This window comes from Paenibacillus crassostreae (assembly GCF_001857945.1).
In the GTDB taxonomy this organism is placed as follows: domain Bacteria; phylum Bacillota; class Bacilli; order Paenibacillales; family Paenibacillaceae; genus Paenibacillus_AQ; species Paenibacillus_AQ crassostreae.
This window is the reverse complement of record NZ_CP017770.1, coordinates 2,789,010-2,809,832: the sequence shown is the minus strand read 5'-3', so window position 1 is coordinate 2,809,832 and position 20,823 is coordinate 2,789,010. Positions and strand designations below refer to the sequence as shown.

Annotated in this window: 19 protein-coding genes; 6 read left to right on the top strand and 13 right to left on the bottom strand. The window is 40.1% G+C overall.

Annotated features, from left to right (window positions below; all coding sequences use genetic code 11):
* Positions 1 to 21 precede the first annotated feature (21 nt).
* Positions 22 to 1,179 carry a glycosyltransferase family 4 protein gene (locus tag LPB68_RS13040; RefSeq protein WP_068660510.1) on the top strand — a complete coding sequence of 386 codons (1,158 nt, stop codon included), beginning with the start codon at positions 22 to 24 and terminating at the stop codon, positions 1,177 to 1,179.
* A gap of 179 nt (positions 1,180 to 1,358) precedes the next feature.
* On the opposite strand, the gene greA is transcribed toward LPB68_RS13040, so the two are convergent.
* The 4 genes from greA to LPB68_RS13020 all read right to left on the bottom strand — a co-directional run bounded on the left by greA (position 1,359) and on the right by LPB68_RS13020 (position 5,021).
* Complete coding sequence (greA, locus tag LPB68_RS13035) at positions 1,359 to 1,838, bottom strand: transcription elongation factor GreA (RefSeq protein ID WP_068660512.1); 480 nt, start codon at positions 1,836 to 1,838, stop codon at positions 1,359 to 1,361.
* Between the two features lie 139 nt (positions 1,839 to 1,977).
* The gene (locus LPB68_RS13030) at positions 1,978 to 3,156 is read right to left on the bottom strand and encodes an NAD(P)/FAD-dependent oxidoreductase (protein WP_068660513.1); all 1,179 of its coding nucleotides are present in this window, start codon (positions 3,154 to 3,156) and stop codon (positions 1,978 to 1,980) included.
* 41 nt (positions 3,157 to 3,197) lie between these two features.
* Positions 3,198 to 3,638: a helical membrane plugin domain-containing protein gene (locus LPB68_RS13025; RefSeq protein WP_068660515.1), complete on the bottom strand. Its 441-nt coding sequence runs from the start codon at positions 3,636 to 3,638 to the stop codon at positions 3,198 to 3,200.
* Positions 3,639 to 4,052: 414 nt separating this feature from the next.
* The gene (locus LPB68_RS13020; protein WP_068660517.1) at positions 4,053 to 5,021 is read right to left on the bottom strand and encodes a 2-hydroxyacid dehydrogenase; all 969 of its coding nucleotides are present in this window, start codon (positions 5,019 to 5,021) and stop codon (positions 4,053 to 4,055) included.
* A gap of 235 nt (positions 5,022 to 5,256) precedes the next feature.
* On the opposite strand from LPB68_RS13020, the gene LPB68_RS13015 reads away from it, so the two are divergent.
* The gene (locus tag LPB68_RS13015) at positions 5,257 to 6,759 is read left to right on the top strand and encodes a peptide MFS transporter (RefSeq protein WP_068660518.1); all 1,503 of its coding nucleotides are present in this window, start codon (positions 5,257 to 5,259) and stop codon (positions 6,757 to 6,759) included.
* A 403-nt stretch (positions 6,760 to 7,162) separates the two neighbouring features.
* On the opposite strand, the gene rlmN is transcribed toward LPB68_RS13015, so the two are convergent.
* The gene (gene rlmN, locus LPB68_RS13010; RefSeq protein WP_068660520.1) at positions 7,163 to 8,260 is read right to left on the bottom strand and encodes a dual-specificity RNA methyltransferase RlmN; all 1,098 of its coding nucleotides are present in this window, start codon (positions 8,258 to 8,260) and stop codon (positions 7,163 to 7,165) included.
* Between the two features lie 191 nt (positions 8,261 to 8,451).
* On the opposite strand from rlmN, the gene LPB68_RS13005 reads away from it, so the two are divergent.
* Entirely contained in the window at positions 8,452 to 9,123 is a 672-nt protein-coding gene (locus LPB68_RS13005; protein ID WP_068660521.1) for an S-layer homology domain-containing protein, read from the top strand.
* A gap of 73 nt (positions 9,124 to 9,196) precedes the next feature.
* On the opposite strand, the gene LPB68_RS13000 is transcribed toward LPB68_RS13005, so the two are convergent.
* A complete protein-coding gene (locus LPB68_RS13000) occupies positions 9,197 to 9,832 on the bottom strand; it encodes a glycosyltransferase (RefSeq protein ID WP_068660968.1) in 636 nt (211 codons plus the stop codon).
* A 258-nt stretch (positions 9,833 to 10,090) separates the two neighbouring features.
* Between LPB68_RS13000 and LPB68_RS12995 the strand changes: the two genes are divergently transcribed.
* The 3 genes from LPB68_RS12995 to nagA are packed head-to-tail and all read left to right on the top strand — an operon-like array spanning position 10,091 to position 12,868.
* Entirely contained in the window at positions 10,091 to 10,966 is an 876-nt protein-coding gene (locus LPB68_RS12995; protein WP_068660523.1) for a MurR/RpiR family transcriptional regulator, read from the top strand.
* 1 nt (position 10,967) lies between these two features.
* Positions 10,968 to 11,696, top strand: a complete 729-nt coding sequence (gene nagB, locus LPB68_RS12990; protein ID WP_068660525.1) for a glucosamine-6-phosphate deaminase — start codon at positions 10,968 to 10,970, stop codon at positions 11,694 to 11,696.
* Positions 11,693 to 12,868: an N-acetylglucosamine-6-phosphate deacetylase gene (gene nagA, locus LPB68_RS12985; protein WP_068660527.1), complete on the top strand. Its 1,176-nt coding sequence runs from the start codon at positions 11,693 to 11,695 to the stop codon at positions 12,866 to 12,868. Before nagB ends, nagA begins: the two co-directional genes overlap by 4 nt.
* 203 nt (positions 12,869 to 13,071) lie before the next feature.
* Here the strand turns inward: nagA and LPB68_RS12980 are convergent, their stop codons facing one another.
* From LPB68_RS12980 to LPB68_RS12950, 7 genes are all read right to left on the bottom strand, one after another.
* Positions 13,072 to 14,124 carry an alpha/beta hydrolase gene (locus LPB68_RS12980; protein WP_068660530.1) on the bottom strand — a complete coding sequence of 351 codons (1,053 nt, stop codon included), beginning with the start codon at positions 14,122 to 14,124 and terminating at the stop codon, positions 13,072 to 13,074.
* 35 nt (positions 14,125 to 14,159) lie between these two features.
* The gene (locus LPB68_RS12975) at positions 14,160 to 15,248 is read right to left on the bottom strand and encodes a protein-glutamate methylesterase/protein-glutamine glutaminase (protein WP_082865803.1); all 1,089 of its coding nucleotides are present in this window, start codon (positions 15,246 to 15,248) and stop codon (positions 14,160 to 14,162) included.
* 13 nt (positions 15,249 to 15,261) lie between these two features.
* The gene (locus tag LPB68_RS12970) at positions 15,262 to 17,256 is read right to left on the bottom strand and encodes a chemotaxis protein CheA (RefSeq protein ID WP_068660532.1); all 1,995 of its coding nucleotides are present in this window, start codon (positions 17,254 to 17,256) and stop codon (positions 15,262 to 15,264) included.
* Positions 17,257 to 17,320: 64 nt separating this feature from the next.
* Positions 17,321 to 17,749, bottom strand: a complete 429-nt coding sequence (locus tag LPB68_RS12965; RefSeq protein ID WP_068660534.1) for a chemotaxis protein CheW — start codon at positions 17,747 to 17,749, stop codon at positions 17,321 to 17,323.
* Positions 17,750 to 17,882: 133 nt separating this feature from the next.
* Positions 17,883 to 19,463, bottom strand: coding sequence for a methyl-accepting chemotaxis protein (locus tag LPB68_RS12960; RefSeq protein ID WP_332455206.1), 1,581 nt, complete (start codon positions 19,461 to 19,463; stop codon positions 17,883 to 17,885).
* Positions 19,464 to 19,514: 51 nt separating this feature from the next.
* A complete protein-coding gene (locus LPB68_RS12955) occupies positions 19,515 to 19,877 on the bottom strand; it encodes a response regulator (protein ID WP_068660538.1) in 363 nt (120 codons plus the stop codon).
* A 258-nt stretch (positions 19,878 to 20,135) separates the two neighbouring features.
* Entirely contained in the window at positions 20,136 to 20,792 is a 657-nt protein-coding gene (locus LPB68_RS12950) for a response regulator transcription factor (protein ID WP_068660540.1), read from the bottom strand.
* Positions 20,793 to 20,823: the final 31 nt, after the last annotated feature.

The window sequence follows — 20,823 nt, the reverse complement described above, 5'->3', positions numbered from 1 at the left end:
AAAACTTTTAGGAGGGGCTATATGCGACTCGCCTTATTTACCGACACTTTTGTTCCACAAATGAATGGCGTGTCTAACACGCTTCAAAGGTTGACCATCTATTTAGAGCAGCGAGAGATAGAGTATCTCGTATTTGCACCTAAAAGTGCCCCGCGGGATATTTATGCTGATCCGGTACGCCCCATTACTAGTATCCCATTCTTTCTCTATCCGGAGTGCAGACTTGCCCTACCCAATCTGTTAGCCATACGTACCGAACTCGATCGATTTCGTCCTAGTCTAATCCATTTAGCTACCCCATTCAACCTCGGTTTATGCGGCCTCCGGTACGCCCAAAATCATTCTATTCCCTATGTTACTTCCTATCACACCCACTTCGACCGTTACCTTGAGTATTATCGAATGAAAGGAATTATCCCTCTATACTGGTCTTTCATCAAATGGTTCCATCGCTCCTGTGATGCTACCTTCGTTCCGTCTCGCGATACAATGGATACCTTGCAATACCAAGGCATCAATCGCTTGAAATTATGGTCTAGAGGGGTTGACTGTGAGATATTCACACCTGAGAAGCGTAACAACCATATTAGAGAACAATACGGAATCACGGAACCCTTCTTATTGCTCTATGTAGGACGGATCGCCCCTGAGAAAGATATAGACATTCTAACTACTATGATGCAGACATTACCAGACTCATTAAAGGAACGTGTACATTGGCTTGTTGTTGGAGATGGTCCTCTTTTAACCGACCTACGGGAACAAGTACCCTCGAATGTGACTTTCACTGGCTACAAGCAAGGTGAAGAACTATCACAGCTCTATGCATCTGCTGATATTTTCGTGTTCCCTTCTAGCACCGAAACCTTCGGTAACGTAGTGCTTGAAGCTATGGCTTCAGGATTGCCTGTCATTGCTGCGAATTCGGGTGGGGTAAGAGAGATTGTAATTCCTGATGTCACAGGGGTGTTATGTGAACCACGGCAACCCGAATCATTTATCAAGGAGCTTAGCCACTATATCAATAACCCAGCCAAATTAGCCTCCCTCGGAATTGAAGCACGTCGAGTAGCTCTTACCCGATCTTGGGATGCTATTTTCGATGACCTAATCGAGAATTACACCCACATCATCGACTCTCATCGAATAATCAACACCTCCAGTATTTACACGGCTTAATAAATAGAACTCTATTCCGTATAAACCTAAATACACAAAGAGACCTCTCCTCTAATCCATGGTTTCTAATTCATCCACCGATCAAGGAAATTTGAACCCTCAATTATGCCACCACGACAAAAAAAACCTAGACCATTAATCGGTCAGGCTTTATCAACAGAAGGAAGTATAGAAATAGATTAAAGTGCTTTTATTTCTAGTAACTCGTACTTTATAACTCCCATAGGTGCGGTTACACTAATTACTTCACCAAGCTTTTTCCCCATTAGTTCTTTCCCTAGTGGGCTTTCATAGGAAATTTTATTATCCAGTACATCCGCTTCAGCAGGACCCACAATTTGATATTCAATCTTCTCGGAAAATTCAATATCATTTAAGATAACAATAGATCCAACATTTACGACGCTTAAATCTAGGTTAGTTGAATCGACGACCTTTGCTTTTGTTAGCATCTTTTCCAATATCTTAATTCGAGTCTCCATGAAAGATTGATCGTTTTTGGCAGAATGATATTCACTATTCTCCTTCAGATCACCATAACTAATCGCTAATTTAAGACGCTCCGCTAATTCCTTGCGCTTCACGGTCTTAAGGTCTTTTAGTTCGGACTCTAATTTAGCTAATCCATCTTTGGTTAAAATTATTTCTTCTTTTGCCATATTCACAACTCCTAATTAACTTTCTTCTTCAATTGTAACCTATATTCACTTTATTTGTTCATAAACTGTTACGATTATATTAGGAGAAAACAAAAAGTAAGCCAAAGTGACTCATTTCTTTGGCTTACTTATATAATTGTTAATATGCCAAACTATAAAGTGCTTTAATATGTGATAAGTAACGAATATTACTCGCTTCTTTCATAAGTGAAGCTGGTAGGCCTTTCAGTGGAGTGTTATTACCTCCAACCGTAGCAACAGCATCCTTACGACCTAAGCTTGCTAGTGTTCCTGAATCGATCGGACTGAATTCTTCCATCGACTTATTATTAAGCATTGCGAACAAGTTGTAACCAACAAGTTCACCCATTTGCCAAGCAATCTGTGCAGTTGGTGGTTTAGGACGACCATCAGGATCCATGTATATAGCACTATCACCCACAACGAATACATCAGGATGTGATACGGATTGAAGATGGTTATTAACGGTTGCACGTCCACGATTCACTTCAAGACCTGATTCCCCAACGAGTGGATTACCTTGTACTCCACCTGTCCATACAAATGTATTAGAAACAATCTTCTGTCCATCTTTTAGATCAATCGTATTTCCTTCAACATTCGTTACAGGAAGACCTGTTAAGAATTGAACACCACGAGATTCCAGACTCTTCGTTGCACGTTCGATCAAATGATCTGGCAATACAGGAAGAATCTTAGGACCCGCTTCAACGAGTAATAATTTCACTAATTTCGGATCTATACCATGTTTTTTAGCTAATTCAGGCATACCATCAGCGATTTCACCCACTAGCTCAACACCAGATAGTCCGCCACCACCAATGACAATCGTTCCATCAGCTTCATTGTTAGTTTTCGCAAATTCACGAATACGATCTTCAATATGCTTATGGATGTTGTTAGCATCTGCAGTTGATTTCAACACCATACTATTTTGTTCAAGTCCCGGAATACCGAAAAATGCCGTTTGGCTTCCCAATCCGACAACAAGAGCATCATAGGTCAAGGTTGATCCATCAGAAAGTTTAATTTCTTTTTTGTCCACTGAGAAAGATTGCACTTTACTGATTTTTAAATTAATGTCCTTGCCTTTGAATAACTTCTCCAGCGGCATAGCAACCGCCTTTTCAGCAACATTACCAGCTGCAAGTCGATGTAATTCTGTAATGATTTGATGTGTTGGTGTCTGGTTTACAACCGTCACTTGCGCTTCAGCTTTGCTCATATATTTACGAAGACTTAATGCCGTTAGAAGTCCACCATAACCTGCACCTAATATAACAATATGTTTTGACATCATGTGTCCTCCGCTCTTATTAAGTTATTATTTCCGAATCGTTATTTCTTACTACGTTCTTCACTAACTTGAAGATATGCATTGACGAAGCGGAACATCTTCTGTGCCTGTGGATCTTTAAGTATCTTCAACAAACCAAATACTCCGATCACTTCTTGACTCTTCTCGGCACGTTCCTTCGCTTCTATAACATTAACAGCCATGTTCTTCACCGATTTCTTCACTGGACCAACCATCTCTTGAATGGCTCCTACAGTATCACTCTTTAATACATCATCTGTTGCAACAGAATGTGCGAAATCATATGATTTCGTCAATACGTTTACTAGTTCAGTCAACTTAGGTAGTTGCTCAATCAATGTAGTAAGCGATTCCTGTACCTCAGGTTTCAACAGTTGTTCAAGTAGATCATTGGATCCCTGTGTAGCTGATACGGTTTGTGATTCTACATCAGACGTTGTCTGCGTAATGGATTCTGACATATCAAATTCTCCTTTACAATAACAATTTATACTGCATAAATATAACCCAATCACTAAGAAAAAACGGTTATACTACCTTTCTTAAAAGGCAATATCCGCTTCCTCAAAAAAAGAAATCGCATTAATGAAGGGTTAAAACTAACCAAAGATAAAACCAAACTAACCTTTACAGCCAATGTAAGTTTATTCTTATTTTACACTAAAATCATCAATTCCACGAGAAATTAAAACAATAAATAATTTATCACAGTATAACTCAATAAACCCAATTACATACATCAAGTCCATTTGAGTGAGATGAATAAGCTTAACCAATAAGTATAAACCCGTTATTGCATTAAGTATAGAATATCACAATTGATGACAAACAAGAAAGTAAATCCTATGATTTATCACTTGAGTCTGATGCATTCTTTAATAATTCACTTCATCATTTACACATTTAGGCAAGGTTTGCTTAGCTAGACCAGCAAGTAAATTATCAGCTGTTAATTCTCCCATTTGGGTTCTTGTCTCCAGGGTAGCACTTCCAATATGAGGTGTAATTAATACATTAGGTAAATGAATCAATGGATGGTCAGAGAATGGCTCCGGATTGACCACATCTAATGCCGCATAGGCAATATCTTGATTAACCAACGCTTCATAGAGAGCTTCTGTATCCACTACCGGCCCACGAGATGCATTGATAAAATACGCTGACGATTTCATATGTTTAAACTGATCTTTTCCAAACAAATGGCGGCTTTCTGCTGAAAGCGGAACTAGAACTACGATGAAGTCTGATTCCTCCAACAATTGATCGAAGTTAACAAAAGTGGCTGCTAACTGCTCCTGATCTGTTCGTATTGATCGATTGTGATAAATAACTTGCATCCCACTTGCCTGCGCTCTTCTCGCAACGGCTACTCCAATATTACCCATACCTACAATCCCTAAAGTTTTTCCGAATAAATCAACGCCTAGTGGGATATTGCGTCGGCTTGTCCAATGCCCTTCTTGAACATAATTCCAGCCTTCGTGAATACGTCTTGCGGAGGATAACACTAGTCCAAAAGTTAAATCAGCTGTTGCCTCAACAAGTACAACAGGCGTATTCCCTACTGGAATGGCTTGTTCCGTACATGCACTGATATCAATATTGTCATATCCAACGGATGATTGCGCAATTACGCGTAATTGAGGTGCTTGCGACAATAAATCCTTATCCACTTTAATATCGCCTCTACTTATGAAACCTTCCGCATCAGCTAGCCATTCAACTAATTCATCTCGAGGAATTGGATCCGACTTATCCCATAACTTTATTTCACAAACCTCTTCTAATCTAGCTCTTGCATCTGGATACAACGGACCCATAATGGCTACTTTATACTTTTCCATATTCTCGCTCCTCCTTAATGTTCTCCCTTCTTTAATTATATCATTCCGAAATTGAAAGCAAATGATCTGCAAAAGGACTACCTACATTAATGAGGTAATTTATTCCAACAAACTAAATATTCTACCTATAAGATATTGGGTATATTAATATTGTTCATACAAAAACCATGACTTCGTGTATTTTTTCACCTAGTTTGAATGTTATAATGTTTTTACATAAATAAGGAGGATTATCATGACAGATTTTAACAGACACAGGATTGTGGACAGCGTTCCACAAAAGGGGTTTTTCGGACATCCTAAGGGGTTGTTTACATTATTCTTCACAGAATTCTGGGAGCGATTCTCATACTACGGAATGAGAGCCATTCTAGTCTACTATATGTATTATGAGTTATCACAGGGTGGATTAGGCATTGAAGAAAGCACTGCACTAGCAATCATGTCTATTTACGGTTCGCTTGTGTATATGTCTGGAATTATTGGCGGATGGTTAGCCGATCGAATATTTGGAACTTCAAAATCCATTTTTTACGGTGGAATATTGATTATGTTCGGACATATTATCCTGGCTATACCTGGAAGTATCGCGATGTTCTTTGTTTCCATGGTTCTGATTGTCATCGGTACAGGCTTACTGAAACCTAATGTATCTAGTGTTGTAGGTGAAATATACAGCCCCGAAGATCATCGTCGAGATTCAGGATTTAGTATTTTCTATATGGGGATTAACCTTGGTGGATTCCTCGCCCCTCTACTTGTTGGATCAGTAGCAATGGGTAAAGAGAGCAACAACTTCCACTTAGGATTCTCCCTTGCCGCTGTTGGTATGTTTCTAGGATTGGTTATTTTTATTGTGACTAAGAAGAAAAACCTAGGACTTGCCGGTACGATTATAGCGAATCCTTTATCCGGAACAGAAAAGAAAAAAGTATTCACCATCTTTGCAATAGCCGTAGTTGTTATTGCTATCTTGGTTGCTATTTCTATCCCAATGGGTCTACTTACATTTCAAAGCTTTATTACTCTTGTAGGGATTTTAGGAATTCTAATTCCTACCTGTTACTTTATTGTCATGTATCGTAGCCCCAAAACATCAGGCGACGAACGCTCACGACTCATCGCCTATATTCCGCTATTTATAGCTTCTGTCATGTTCTGGGCTATTCAGGAACAAGGATCAACCATCCTTGCCAGTTATGCGGACAAGCGTACACAGTTGCAATTCGCGGGCATTGAAATATCACCTGCTTGGTTCCAATCATTGAATCCATTGTTCATCATTGTTCTTGCTCCTGTATTTGCATGGTTTTGGATGAAATTAGGGCCCCGTCAACCAACGGTGGCGAATAAATTCTCAATTGGGTTATTATTCGCTGGCCTATCATTTCTTGTTATCCTGTTACCTGTTTACTTTGGCGGAAGCGATTCATTAGTAAGTCCATTATGGCTAGTTCTCAGTTATTTGATTGTCGTCATCGGGGAATTATGTCTGTCACCTGTTGGACTCTCGGTCACCACCAAGTTAGCACCAGCCGCTTTCTCTGCACAGACCATGAGCTTATGGTTCTTGTCTAACGCTGCTGCACAAGCTATCAATGCACAGATCGTTAAATTCTATTCACCTGAAACTGAAATACTATACTTCGGTATTATTGGTGGAGCAGCTATCGTACTTAGTATTATTCTCTTCAGTCTTGCTCCGAAAATCCAGGGTTATATGAAGGGTGTTCGGTGATATTTAAGGTATGGCTAAAAGGCTCACTACCAAGCGTAATACTTGGAGAAGGGGAGCGTGCAGTATGACCGCTACGGCGACGGATTGCCTTTACGATCGCTGTTGACTTTGGATTTCTTGATTGTATAACACCTTTATCAGGTGAAATCCAAAGTCAAAGGCGAACGCTCCGCTTCTACAAGACAATTCCGTCTCCTTCGCTATGTCTGCCTCGTCCGTTATCACCAAGTATTACTGATCATGGCATAAAGCCTAGATAGCCACTTTAATTTCACCTCTGGTGTGAGGAAATTGAAGTTCAAAATCGTTTACACTTTGGCAACGTGAAATATTAATATAGACAAACAGAAAACGGCTGGGCTGTCCTTTAAAGGACGGCCCAGCCGTTTCTTAAATTCCTTGATCAACCTAATGCAAAGCGATCTTGATCGGAAATATCTTCTGCCGATTGTTTCATTTGTTTACTTCTTAACTGTCCACAAGCAGCATCAATATCTGCCCCATGCTCAAGTCGAACGGTACAGTTAACACCTTGCTTCTTCAATGTATCATAGAAGGATAGAATTGCTTCTTGATCGCTTCTCTGATATTGACTATGCTCATCAACCGGATTATATGGAATTAAGTTAACACTTATAAGGTCTTTTTTACCATGAATAAGTTCAGCAAGTTCTAAAGCATGTTCTTTATGATCATTGACATCCTTAAGTAGGATGTATTCAAACATAATTCTCCGATTGGTCTTCGATAAATAGTACTCTACCGCCTGCATTAATATCTCAATTGGATAAGCACGATTAATCTTCATAATCTGTGTCCGAAGCTCATTATTAGGCGCGTGTATAGATATTGCTAAGTTCACTTGTAGATCAGCATCGGTAAATTCTCTGATTTTATCAGGCAGACCACTGGTAGATACGGTGATCCGTTTCGCACCAATAGCTAGGCCTTTTTGATCCTTAATGACCTGTAGGAAGTTGACTAGATGTACGAAATTATCAAATGGTTCACCAATTCCCATCACCACAACATGAGTTACCTTTTCATCTTGGAGTGCATGATCTAAATGTTGCTGGGCTTTCATGATTTGTTCAACAATTTCTCCACTAGTTAAGTCACGGCTTTTCTTGATTAAACCACTGGCACAGAAGCTACATCCGATATTGCATCCTACTTGGGTTGTGACACAGACTGCTAGACCATATTTCTGTCTCATCAACACCGTTTCAATCAGGTTCCCATCTTGTAATTTGAATAGGAATTTAATCGTTCCATCACTGGACTCTTGCTTCACATGTTCCGTTAACGTCTCGATCACGAAATGATCTGCTAATAACTGAACGCATTCTTTATTCACATCCGTCATTTCCGAGAAATCCATTACTCGCTTACGATAAAGCCAGTCCCAGACTTGCGATGCACGGAATTTTTTATGCCCATATTCTATAAGCCACTCTGTTAGTTGTTCAAATGTTAATCCATAAATGGATTGTTTATTCATTTCATATCCTCTTTTCAACACTTTAAAATTCTGCCTTATTGTTACGGAGCTGAAGCTAACCATTTAGTTATGATTGTCTCAAATTTTGATTATTAACACAAGAGGGTTCAGTCTCCAATTTCCTGCAACCTTATTTAACCAATATCGTCTATAAGCATAGCTAACAAAATAACTGATATGAGGTGAATTCTATGAATTCAAAATTTAAAATAATAACACTTACTACTACGGTTGCACTCTTATTTACCCTCGCAGGGCAAAGTTTTGCAGCAACACAACCTTTCTCAGATTTAAGCCATGTTGATGCGCCAGAGAAGATTATTTCTTTGTATGAAAAAGGTATTGTCCAAGGAGTTACCTCTCATCAGTTCTTCCCTTTGGCTCCTCTTACAGCAGCTCAAGGAATTCAGCTTATTGTGAACACCTTTGATCTCAACCTTGATTTTGTAAAATTTGCTAAGGATCCTAAAGCTACGGATTACTATGCATTAGCTAATAATGATGCATGGTATGCGGACACATTAATTATAGCTACCGTCAATAAGATTGATTTACCTACAGACCTAGATCCAAATGAACAATGGACTCGTCAAGAGTTTACTTATCATCTTGTTCAAGCTATGGAGAGACATGGTAACCTACCCATGATCAATCTTCTTCCTGTAAAAGTAAGTGATGAGAGCGCATTAACTATTGAATATAGCGGCTCCATTCAACGCGCACTTTCCTATGGCCTTGTAAAGCTGGATGCCGAACAGAACTTCCATCCACAAGCTGTTATTTCGCGGGCTGATGCAACAGAACAGATCTATAATGCACTTGAGTATTTGCAGGCACATCCAGCACCTGTTATTAATGAGTAACAAAATTAATATGATCAAAGAAGTCCCTTCCGCGAATTACCCTGGAAGGGACTTTAGTTATATTAAAACGATTTTATTTCAGCGGCTTCGGGAACTGTTTAATAATCCCTTCTGCCAGAACATCTGCGAACATCACGATATGAGCCTCACCCATATCATAAGCAGCGATTTCAGCATTCCAATCTTTCCCGATTCGAGCCGTAAGTTCATCCGCAATGAGTTGTAAGTGTCGATATAACAACTTCTTTAATTCTTTTTCCGTCCAATTGGGATTAATACTGCTGAGAAATTGGGCGATATCATCAGAATTTCTAACCCATTGTTTATTAAACTCTTCAAGTTCTGCCTGATTCCCGCCTTTTGCAGCATCTACAATTTTTCCTGCAATCATAATATGCTCTATCAACAGTTCCCCAAGCTTATTACCGGCCTCTTCCCCATAATAAGGTTTCATTGAATTGCCTATATCCTGCTGATTCTTCAATAATCTTGCCAGTACTTGCTCCTGATCTTCTAATTCTGCTACTGCACTTACTATATAATTTCTCGTCCATATCATATGGTCGATCCATAGCTTTCTGAGATCCCCTTTTAACTGCGCCTGCCACGGCTTTATACATTCTTTTTGTGCACGAGCCTGAACATTCTCAGAAGCCTGGGCCTCAATCGAGTTTGAGCTTAATACAGCAATCATACAGAATAACATCATACTTACAATTAGCCTTTTCAATATACCTACTCCTTTTTCCGCATAAATTAATTACCTTTACTTATTGTGGGTTATCTAGCTTATTTCATGCATTGGAGGGTAATATATTAAATACGATTGTATCCAAAGTGATGTTATAATATGATGGGCATGAAAATATTTTTCATATAATAATTAAAAATAACAAAAATAATTTTATTATTATTTGTACATCATAGTATATATTAGAAGACCAACATACGAACTGGAGGTGTCTCTATGGCTGCAATCCTACATACTCTGCAACATGAGTTATCAAAACTCTCCCCATTGGAGCATAAATTAGCACAACATATCCTAGCCGCTCCTAGCGAAGTTGTTCATATGGGTATCACCGATTTAGCAGAACAATGTGCGGTCAGTCCGGCTACGATCACCAGATTCTGTAAAGTGTTTCATTTCAAAGGATTCCCCGATTTCAAGGTCCATCTTGCTTCTGAAATTGCCCAAGTAGGATCAAAAGGAGAGTCTCACTCTTCCGCATACCAAGACATCGTCGCAGGTAATCCATTATCTCTCATAGTCGAGGCTATGCAAGCTAATCATATATCGTCGATTCGAGATACAACTTCTCTATTAGATCTAACTAAGCTGAACAAAGTCGTGGATTTGCTATGCGGGGCACACAGAATTGATTTATACGGGATGGCGACATCCTCTATCATTGCTCAAGATTTTTATCAAAAGCTAATTCGTATTGGTGTGAATTGCACTGCTTTCTCCGATTCCCATATGCAGATTACCTCAGCATCTACCCTTAGTCAGAGCGATGTCGCTTTGGCTATCTCCTATTCAGGAGAAACACCAGAGACAATAGATGCATTAACTTGTGCTGGCAATAATGGAGCTACCACGATATCCATTACCTCCTACGGCAGCAATACATTGGCTTCGCTCGCTGATCTCCCACTATTCTCTTCTTCTTTAGAACACGGGATGCGACGGGGAGATATGGCTTCACGTATTTCGCAGCTTCATATTATCGATATTCTATTCACTGGAATGCTCAGTAAACAATTCGAGGACTTCGTTCCTAAGCTAGAACAATCCTATATCAATGTTCAACATTATCGCAAAAAGCGAGGAGGACAATGAAATGAATATATTCACATTTAAACAAGAAGAGGATTTCATACAGACAGGAGCTAGTCTAATTGTTAGCCTAATACAAGGTAATCCAAAAGCTATTCTTGGGTTGGCCACAGGTAGTTCACCACTAGGAGTCTATGCAAGATTAGCCGATATGTATACGAAAGGTCTGGTAAGCTTTACTGAAGCTTCTTCATATAATCTTGATGAATATGTAGGTTTACCTGGAGAACATCCTCAAAGCTACAATAGCTTTATGAAGCAACATCTTTTTAACCATATCGATATAGACTCTACACGAACTCATATTCCTAACGGTCATGCTGATGATCTGCAAGCTGAATGTCAGTCCTACGACCTCATGCTAGAACAAAATGGACCTGTCGACCTACAACTTTTGGGTATCGGGAGCAATGGACATATTGGATTCAATGAACCGGACGACAATCTATCTGGTGGCACCCATGTCGTAGATTTATTAGAAGAAACTATCGAAGCGAATGCTCGATTCTTCACATCTCTTGATGAAGTACCCAAGCAGGCAATTACCATGGGTGTCGGTAGCATCATGAAAGCACGACAGATCGTCCTACTTGCACGTGGTACCGATAAAGCAGAAGCCGTCAAAGCAGCCCTGCAGGGACCGATTACGACAGAATGCCCTGCTTCCTTATTACAATGCCACCCGAACGTTATAGTTCTACTAGATGAAGAAGCAGGGAGACTGCTCTCATGAACAATGTTTCAGAACAACTTCTGTTTGGAGAAGTACTAACGCCCCAAGGCTTGGTTGAACGAGGAGTGATTGCTATGTCTGAAGGGATCATTGTCTATACTGGCGATCGCCAATCTTTACCGCAAGCCTATGCAGCATGGCACACGGCTACTGAGGACGATCAAGGTTTACTCATTCCCGGGTTCGTAGATGTTCACGTTCATGGTGGAGCAGGACATGATTTCATGAACAGTAGTCATGACACGTTGGATGCCATCACCCAATTCCATAGTTCTCAAGGAACAACGACGATGCTCGCCACAACAATGACCGCAACTAAAGGTGATATTGAGAATGTGCTACGTGTAGTGAAGGACTACCGCTCAAGCTTCATGCCTTATGCACAATTAGCGGGAGTTCATTTAGAGGGACCATTCATTAGTCCTAAATGGCCTGGGGCTCAGAATGCTGAGCATATCGTTTTGCCTAATGTTTGCTGGCTAGAAGAATGGGATAATCAATATCCAGGTCTCATCCGTCAACTCACACTTGCCCCTGAGCGAGAGGGAGCTCTTGAAGTTATATCATGGCTTCGAGTCAAGGGAATTACTGCCGCACTGGGTCATACCGATGCAACCTACGAACAAGTGTTAGAGGCTGTTGAGATAGGACTTACACAAGCGGTTCACACTTTTAATGCGATGACACCTCTTCATCACCGTAATCCTGGTGTAGCAGGTGCTGTCATGAGTGACAACCGTATTGTTGCAGAAATCATTGCCGATGGCATTCATGTACATCCAGCTGTATTATCTCTACTGGCTCGTCTGAAAACTTCAGCTAATCTGATACTCATCACCGATGCTATGTCAGCGGCTGGGCTAGGCGATGGTGAATATACCTTGGGTGATCTACCAGTAAAAGTAACTGGCGGTATTGCCACACTCAAGAGTGACGATGGCGCTCTTGCTGGAAGTACACTAACGATGATCCGCGGTTTTCGTTACCTTATATCTGATGTCGGACTATCTCTATTAGAAGCCTCCCAAGTAGCCAGTCTGAACCCTGCAATTTCACTTGGACTGGACCAACAGATCGGAACACTTGAATCTGGTAAACAAGCCGATATCCTCCTATTGGACAGCCACCTAGAACTACGTAAAATATGGATACAAGGTCGACATATTGTGTGATCTAAATGATCCAAGTAGAAACGGCCTCGCCGTCCTTTTTAAGGACAGCACCCGTTTCAGCGGAAATATAAGAAATAGAGTATTAAGAATCAATTTCATAATTACGCAACCCGATTTAGGTCCATCGGCGATTATGAAATTGATTCAAGTGAAACTTATACTTTCTTATATTTCAAAAAATGCCGTTAAGAGATAACTAGTCATTATCTTTTAACGGCATCTTGTATATACCAATCGGCTGTAATATCCAAAATATCGCTCATTCTATTAAAACAGTAGTGTTTTTCATCTTCATATTCTATAAGTTGCTTCTCCAAAGGAAGTTTGTTATATAGATCATATAAACGATCAGTCTTAGCTATATCGTCTTTCATTCCACTAAAAAAGAGAATCGGACTCACTTGATTGAATTCTTGAAGGTTAGGAACAGAGGTATTCTCATCATTATCGGTAATATACGATAACCGTTCTTTATAATAGTCGGGCATCTTTATATCTTGATCAATTAACGGACTTACCACTGCCGCTCCGCTCACCTTAGGATGGCTACTTCCTTGGATTGCCCAAGAGCCACCTGAGCTAATCCCAAATAAATGAAGAGGAACTCTGGGAAACTCTGAGGCAGCAAAATCAATTACCTCATTCATAAAGAGGCCCCACCTATGCAAGGTTGATTTAAATTGATTAATGATATAGGTTTCCCCTTGCCCCGGACCATCGAAACTAATCGTAGCGAAGCCATTTCTTGCGAAATGTTCTTCAAAGGTAATAAACTCTTCCTTAGAAGAATCGATAGGACTCACAATGATGACACAACCTCTGGGTTGTTCAGGGACACGCATTCTCCCATAACAATGATTTCGTTCAACCTGAATGATTACGTTCTTGATCTCATCTACCTCAAGTTCATCTGCAAGCTGATTCATATCCTTACAGCGCTGATACCATTGTTGTTTCTCATATCCTATCTCTGGAAATATCCATTGAATCAGGTTCATATTCATAGCCGTAATTCGATAGTAATACGCTGCTTCACTAAATAAATATTGATTCAGAACACGCTTTGCCAGTTGATCATAATCATTAGCATGCTTTTGTATGATTGTAATCCAGTCTTCAAGACTATTAATTCTCTGGCGCAACTCATATACCGTTTTCTTTTGGATTCCATGTGTCATCCATCTATCCCAGAAATCGGGGAACAGGAAACCTACCATCATTGTTTTTTCTATGGTGGAACTTCCACTAGGGATCATGTAAACAACCCACTTTCCTTGCTCACCTATTCGAGCTATGACTTCAATGCACCAGTCACTTTCAATATTTTGGACGTGATCAGATGCAATGGAATCGTATAGTCTACACATCCCAACGCAATGGCTGACTTAGGCATACCATATACAATGCAGGACTCTTGCGATTCCACAATCGTTGATTGTGCGCCCGCTTCTTTGGCAGACAACATCCCCTTCGCTCCATCACTACCCATACCAGTCATAATAATAAAGTGTCGTTTGTGGTTCTTTAATTGAGATATGGAGTCAAACAGCACATCTACCGATGGACGATGCCCGCTCACCTCTGGACCCTGATGAAGTTTAATTCTGATTTCCTTGTTCTTCTGAACAGTGGTCATGTGGTAATCCCCAGGAGCTATATAGACCGTCCCCCCTAACACAAGTTGGTTATCTTCCGCCTCAACAACCTGAACCTCGGATAAGCGATTTAACCGATCCGCCAACGACTTCGTGAACTTGGGTGGCATATGCTGAACGACTAGTAACGGATATGAGAAACTTGCAGGTAAGGCTGTAATCACAGTCTCCAATGCCTTAGGTCCACCTGTTGATGTACCTAGTGCTAGAATCTGATCGAATCCCCTCGTCGTTCCGATCTGCGGCAATCCAGTCTGCGGTTTCCCTTTCCTTGCTAAGTCTACTTTTGGAATCGTTATATTACTTCGTATAAGATTTTTAAGTGGAATTTGTGCAGCTTGCTTGATTTTGGATATCAGATCATTCTTCACCTTGAATAGATCAAAGGAATCCGAACCTGACGGCTTTGATATGAAATCTACTGCACCATTCTGCAATGCAGTAATTGTTGCAGACGACCCTTTCTGTGTTAGCGAACTGAGCATAATGATAGGGGTTGGACGTTGTTCCATAATCTTCATCAGTGCATCTAGACCATTCATCTCTGGCATTTCGATGTCCATAGTCACAACATCTGGCTTGAGCTCTCGCACCTTACGAATGGCTTCCATTCCATTTCGAGCAACACCGATAACTTCAAGTGCTGCATCCTCTGCAATCAATCGTGAAATTAAACTACGCATAAACACCGAATCATCTGCAACAAGTACCCTTATCTTAGACAATGTATCACTTCCTCTATCCTTGATTAATAATCCCCGACACCTCAAGAATTAAGGCTATTTTCCCATTACCTAGTATCGTAGATCCTGCGATACCATCCACTTTACCTACATAAGAACCAAGAGACTTAATCACAACTTCTTGATTGCCAATTAACTCGTCTACAGCCAACGCTAATCTTTTCTCCGCAGACCCAACAATTACTAATTGAACAATTCCATTCTTACGCTTTCTTCTCGATAAGTTGAAACGGTCATGTAGCCAGACAATCGGGATGATCTCGTTACGTAATAGAATCACTTCTTGTCCTCGAACCCTTGCAATATCGTTGTATGATGTTCTCACAATCTCAGCGATATTGCTCATCGGGATAATAAACGTCTGATCATCTAATTTCACAAGTAAACCGATAATAATAGCTAACGTTAAAGGTAATTTGATCTTGAAACAAGTTCCTTGTCCCAATTTTGTCTCAATATCAATCAGACCATTCAACTTCTCAATATGACTTCTAACGATATCCATACCCACACCACGACCAGATACATCACTTACTACGCTGGCTGTCGAGAATCCGGGCCGGAAGATCAGATTAATCGCCTCTTTATCACTCAAGAGTTCCGCTTCTTCAGGAGAAACAATCCCCTTACTTACTGCAGAATTCTTCATCTTCTCTGGATCTATCCCTGCTCCATCATCCTCTACATATATAACAACTTGATTATCTTCATGTGCCGCTCTTATTTGTAGAGTTCCCTTACGTACTTTACCAGATAGCTCTCTCTGTTCAGGTAATTCAATTCCGTGATCTACCGCATTCCGAATTAAATGAATCAACGGATCAGCAATCTCTTCAATTAGAGTTCGATCTAGTTCGGTATCCTTACCACCGATAGCCAATTCAATATCCTTGCCTAACATACGCGTTAAATCTCGGATCATACGTGGAAAACGATTAAACAATTGCTCGATGGGAAGCATTCTTGTTTTCATGACGCTATCTTGTAAATCCGAAATGATCCGGTAAAGGTGATCAGAAATCTGGCTGAGTTGTTCTACAGAATCGTCGGAGTATTGTCTTTTCTGTATTCGCTTTACTTCATCGATTCGGGTATGTTCAATCACAAGTTCCCCTACAAGATTCATGAGATGATCCAAGCGATCCACATTTACACGAATGGTTGGTGTTTTAGATATTTCTTTATGCGAATGATCCCTCTCGATGTGGATTTCTGGCATCTCTATCTCCTCAGCAACAGAACCTTCCGTCTCGGTTGTTACCGATTCCAACTTTACATTGGTAACATCCGTTAATGCTGCCACCATCTCCTGAAGTTCCTCCCCGGATTGCTCCCCTGCATAGAGAAATTGAACTTCTAAAGAGGATGATCCTTGTTCTTCAATCTTATCGATATCCGGAATAGAGTAGAGAACCTCACCCAAATTGCATAAATTTGAGTGAATCACATAGAATCGTGCCCCTCTAATATCACAGTCGGGAGAAATCTGTATACGAATCCAATACACCTTCAGTCCCTGATCCTCGGCCTCTTTCATTTTAAGCTTTGTATTCAGGCTGAGCTCAGGTTCCAGATTAGTCATTCTCTCTACTTCCACATCTTTCATTTCCTTCGATGACTTATCAAAAGCCTGAAGTTTACGAATACATTCAGATATATCTGTTATCGCATCATCGGCTCGCATAATATCCTTCTGTAATTCTTTTAGACCGTCCAAAGATTGAAAGAGAAGATCAATCAGTGGGCCCGTAACACGAAGCGTCTTACTTCTCACTTGGTCTAACAAATGCTCCATTTCATGGGTTAAATGTTTCATCTCTTCATAACCCATAGCTGCGGATGAGCCTTTTAATGTATGGGCTGCTCGGAATAGGTTTTGAACGATTTGCTCGCTTTCCCCTTCTTGCTCTAGTTGTAGAATAACTTCGTCCATGACCTGCAACTGTTCAGCAAGCTCTTCTAGAAAGACCTCTTTATATTCGGATAGCATCCATTATTCACTCCTCTCGAATCAATTTCATAATCGCTTTAGTTTGTGTAATTATGAAATTGATTCAATCATGAAGCAAAATTTCATTCAGCTTCAATACGCCAACGATTCCGTTGTCGGTTAAACCAATCCCCACAAAATAGGAACCCTCAATACCACCGATGCGTTCTGGAGGAGGTTGAATATCCGTGAATGTTGTTACTTTATTAACGCAATCTACAATAACTCCTACAGTATCTTCTTGATGATGAACCACAATGATGCGAGTTAATTTTGAATTTTCCTTTTCTCTAAGACCAAAAAATGACCTTAGACTAATAACCGGTACAATTTTCCCTCTGAGATTAATAACCCCTTCTACATAAGAAGTGACGTTAGGAATTTGAGTGATGTCCTGAATTTTTATAATTTCAAAGATATCCTGAATCGGGATAGCATACCTTTCTTCCTCAATCGCAAATTCTATATATTGTTCCTGACCCATAATCTGCATGGTCCTTCCTAGCCCCCTCATATTAACAATCGATATACATAGCAAGAGTTGGATCACAACGAAGAGCAGGGAAGATCCCACTTAGCATCATGTAATCCAACCACATGTTGAACTGGGAACTCTCTCCCTTAGGTTACTTAATTCTAAAGATGGATACCAGACTGTTTAATTCTTCTGCTAATTGTGCTAAGGAACTAGCTGTTGCAGCTGTTTCCCCACTACTTGCCGCCACTTCTTCAGTTGCCGCAGATATGCTTTCAATTGAGAGCATAACCTCTGATGATTGAGCAGCCTGCTCTTCACTCGCAGCAGCTATTTCCGTTACTTTGTATGTTGTCTCATTCAACATAGATAGGATATCTTTAAATCCTTCACCGGATTGGTGTGAAGACTCGACACCTTCTACTACTGCCTTTACACTTTGTTGTGTATTCTCTTGCATCCCTTTAATGATTCTTGTAATCTGCTTGGTTGCCTCACTGCTTCGTTCAGCTAATTTCCTAACTTCATCTGCTACAACAGCGAATCCCCGACCCTGTTCTCCAGCGCGAGCCGCCTCGATCGCAGCGTTAAGCGCTAGAAGATTTGTCTGTTCTGCAATATCGTCAATCACTTCAATTATTTCACCAATTTTATTGGAGTCTTCTTCAAGCCGAGACATTTGTTCATTAACAAGATTCATTCCTTCGATTGACTTCTGCACTACCTTGCCGCCATCTTGAGCAATACTCATCGTTTTGTTAGATAACTCCGATGCTTCCTCAGCACCCTGAGCTACGGAATTAATAGCGAGCGATAACTCGCGAAATAATTCACTCATATTTTGGGCAGCATTTGCTTGACTTGTACTTCCACTAGCAATTTCCTCTGTACTTGCCGAAATTTGTTGCGATGCTGCTGAGACCGTTTCTGCAGAGGACAAAATTCCACCTACCGTATTTCTTAAGCTCAGAATCATCTCATTCACAGAATTAGCCAAAATCCCAACTTCATCCTTCGTATCAATGTCCGAGGTTTCACTTAAGTCCCCCTGCGCTACTTTACCTAGTAAATGCACCATGCGTTGTAACGGTCGTGCTATGATTTGCGAGATCAAATAACCTAAGCCAACACTAATGAAGAACGCAACGACGATAATTGATATCGTAATCAATCGCGAAGATATATATAGATCATTTGCGTTTTTGCTTGCTCCCTCCGCCTGGATTAGATTGATGGATATCAATTCATCCAGCATCACTCCCATTTCATCAATCGCTGCACTTAAATCACTTGTTAGTAAGAACGTTGTATACTCCTCGTTACTTATGTTGGTAAAGTTCTTTTCAATTGCTATATCCATGTTGGTCGTATAACGTTGCCAGATGGGGGTGAAACCCTTCAAAATATCTATTTCCTCTGATCTCAATTCTGTCTTTTCGTATTTTTCAATTGTAGCTTCGACTTCTTTATTATTATTGAGAATTTTATCTTTATAATCTGTTGCCTCTGCCTCGGTATTAGCCATTGTATTTATATCTCGTATATTTATTCTATTTTGTTCTAGTAAATCACTCACTGCACTAAGATCAGCAATAGGAGTTAATCGATTCTTATACATATCACTAATCGAATCATCCATTTTATTCAAATTATTTATTCCGAATAATCCGACTATACCCAATATAATAGATACAATAACAAACGCGGAAACTAACTTTACAGTTGTTCTCAAATTATAAAACCACTTCACTTTTCAACACTCCATTTTCTAGTAATATAGTATTTATGCTCCCAAAACTTTACTTATCGATGTCAAAATTCGCTCTCCATGAAATGGTTTAACAATAAACTCCTGAGCACCAGCCTGAATCGCTTGAATTACCATATCCTGTTGCCCCATCGCAGAACACATAATAATCTTAGCTTGTGGATCTATCTCTCTGATGTGTTTGACTGCCTCGATTCCCTCCATGACAGGCATGGTTATATCCATCGTTACCAGATCCGGGCTTAAACTCTTGTATTTCTCAATAGCAACCTTACCATTCTCCGCTTCCCCTACGACGGTATGTCCACCTTTTACGAGGATATCTTTTAACATCATCCGCATAAATGAAGCATCATCCGCGATAAGAATATTACCCATTCCAGCTCCCCCTTTTGATACTTTTTACCTATTCATCTCTTTGTCTATATCTTCTTTCTCATATTACTTCTCTTAATAAGGTCCTTTAGAACTATACATATAATAAACGCTAAGTGAATGATGGTAACCGAAAAAAACTGGCGTGAGCCCGCAAGATTGTTGCGCTACCCCACAAACATGCTTTCTTATATTTACACAAAAGAACCGTATCACAAGATGTGAACGGTTCTTTTTATTACTACTATTGTCCTACAGCAACTAATGAATAAAATCTGAATCTGCTAAGATCCCGATATGCCTAGCTTTTATAGCTGCTTCCATTCTTGATTTGACTTTTAGTTTTTGAAATAAATGAGTCAAGCTATATTCCAATGATCTCTGACTCATGAGTACGGTCTGGGCAATTTCCTTGTTACTCTTTCCCTTAGCGATCTCTTTCAATATCTCGTATTCCTTATCACTCACCGTCGAGGTTGCACCCTCTTCATGCTCTTCTGTTTCATTCAGTGTCGTTCTTCTCAAATGTTTAACTAATGATATAGGCAGAATAACTTCTCCCCTTAAGGCACAACGAATGGCTGTGACCAATTGCTCTCTACGTGCAGTTTTGAGAATGTATCCCATTAGGCCTCTCTCAATCATTTGATTAAAGTGGTTGCTAAATTCATACCCCGTATAAATTAATATAATGGCATCTGGGTTTATTCTCAACACTCGTGTTGCCAGATCGATTCCATTGGTATCACCGATATTATAATCGAATAACATCACGTCAAATGAATGTAGATTTACGATTTCCAGTACTTCTTCGGCCGAGTTAGCTAGATTAACCTGCATATCACCTTCTAGTTCGAGGATCATCTTTGTCCCTTCCATGACAGACGGATGGTCATCAACCAACAAAATATGAATCATGATATCTTCTCCTCTATTCTATCAATACTCT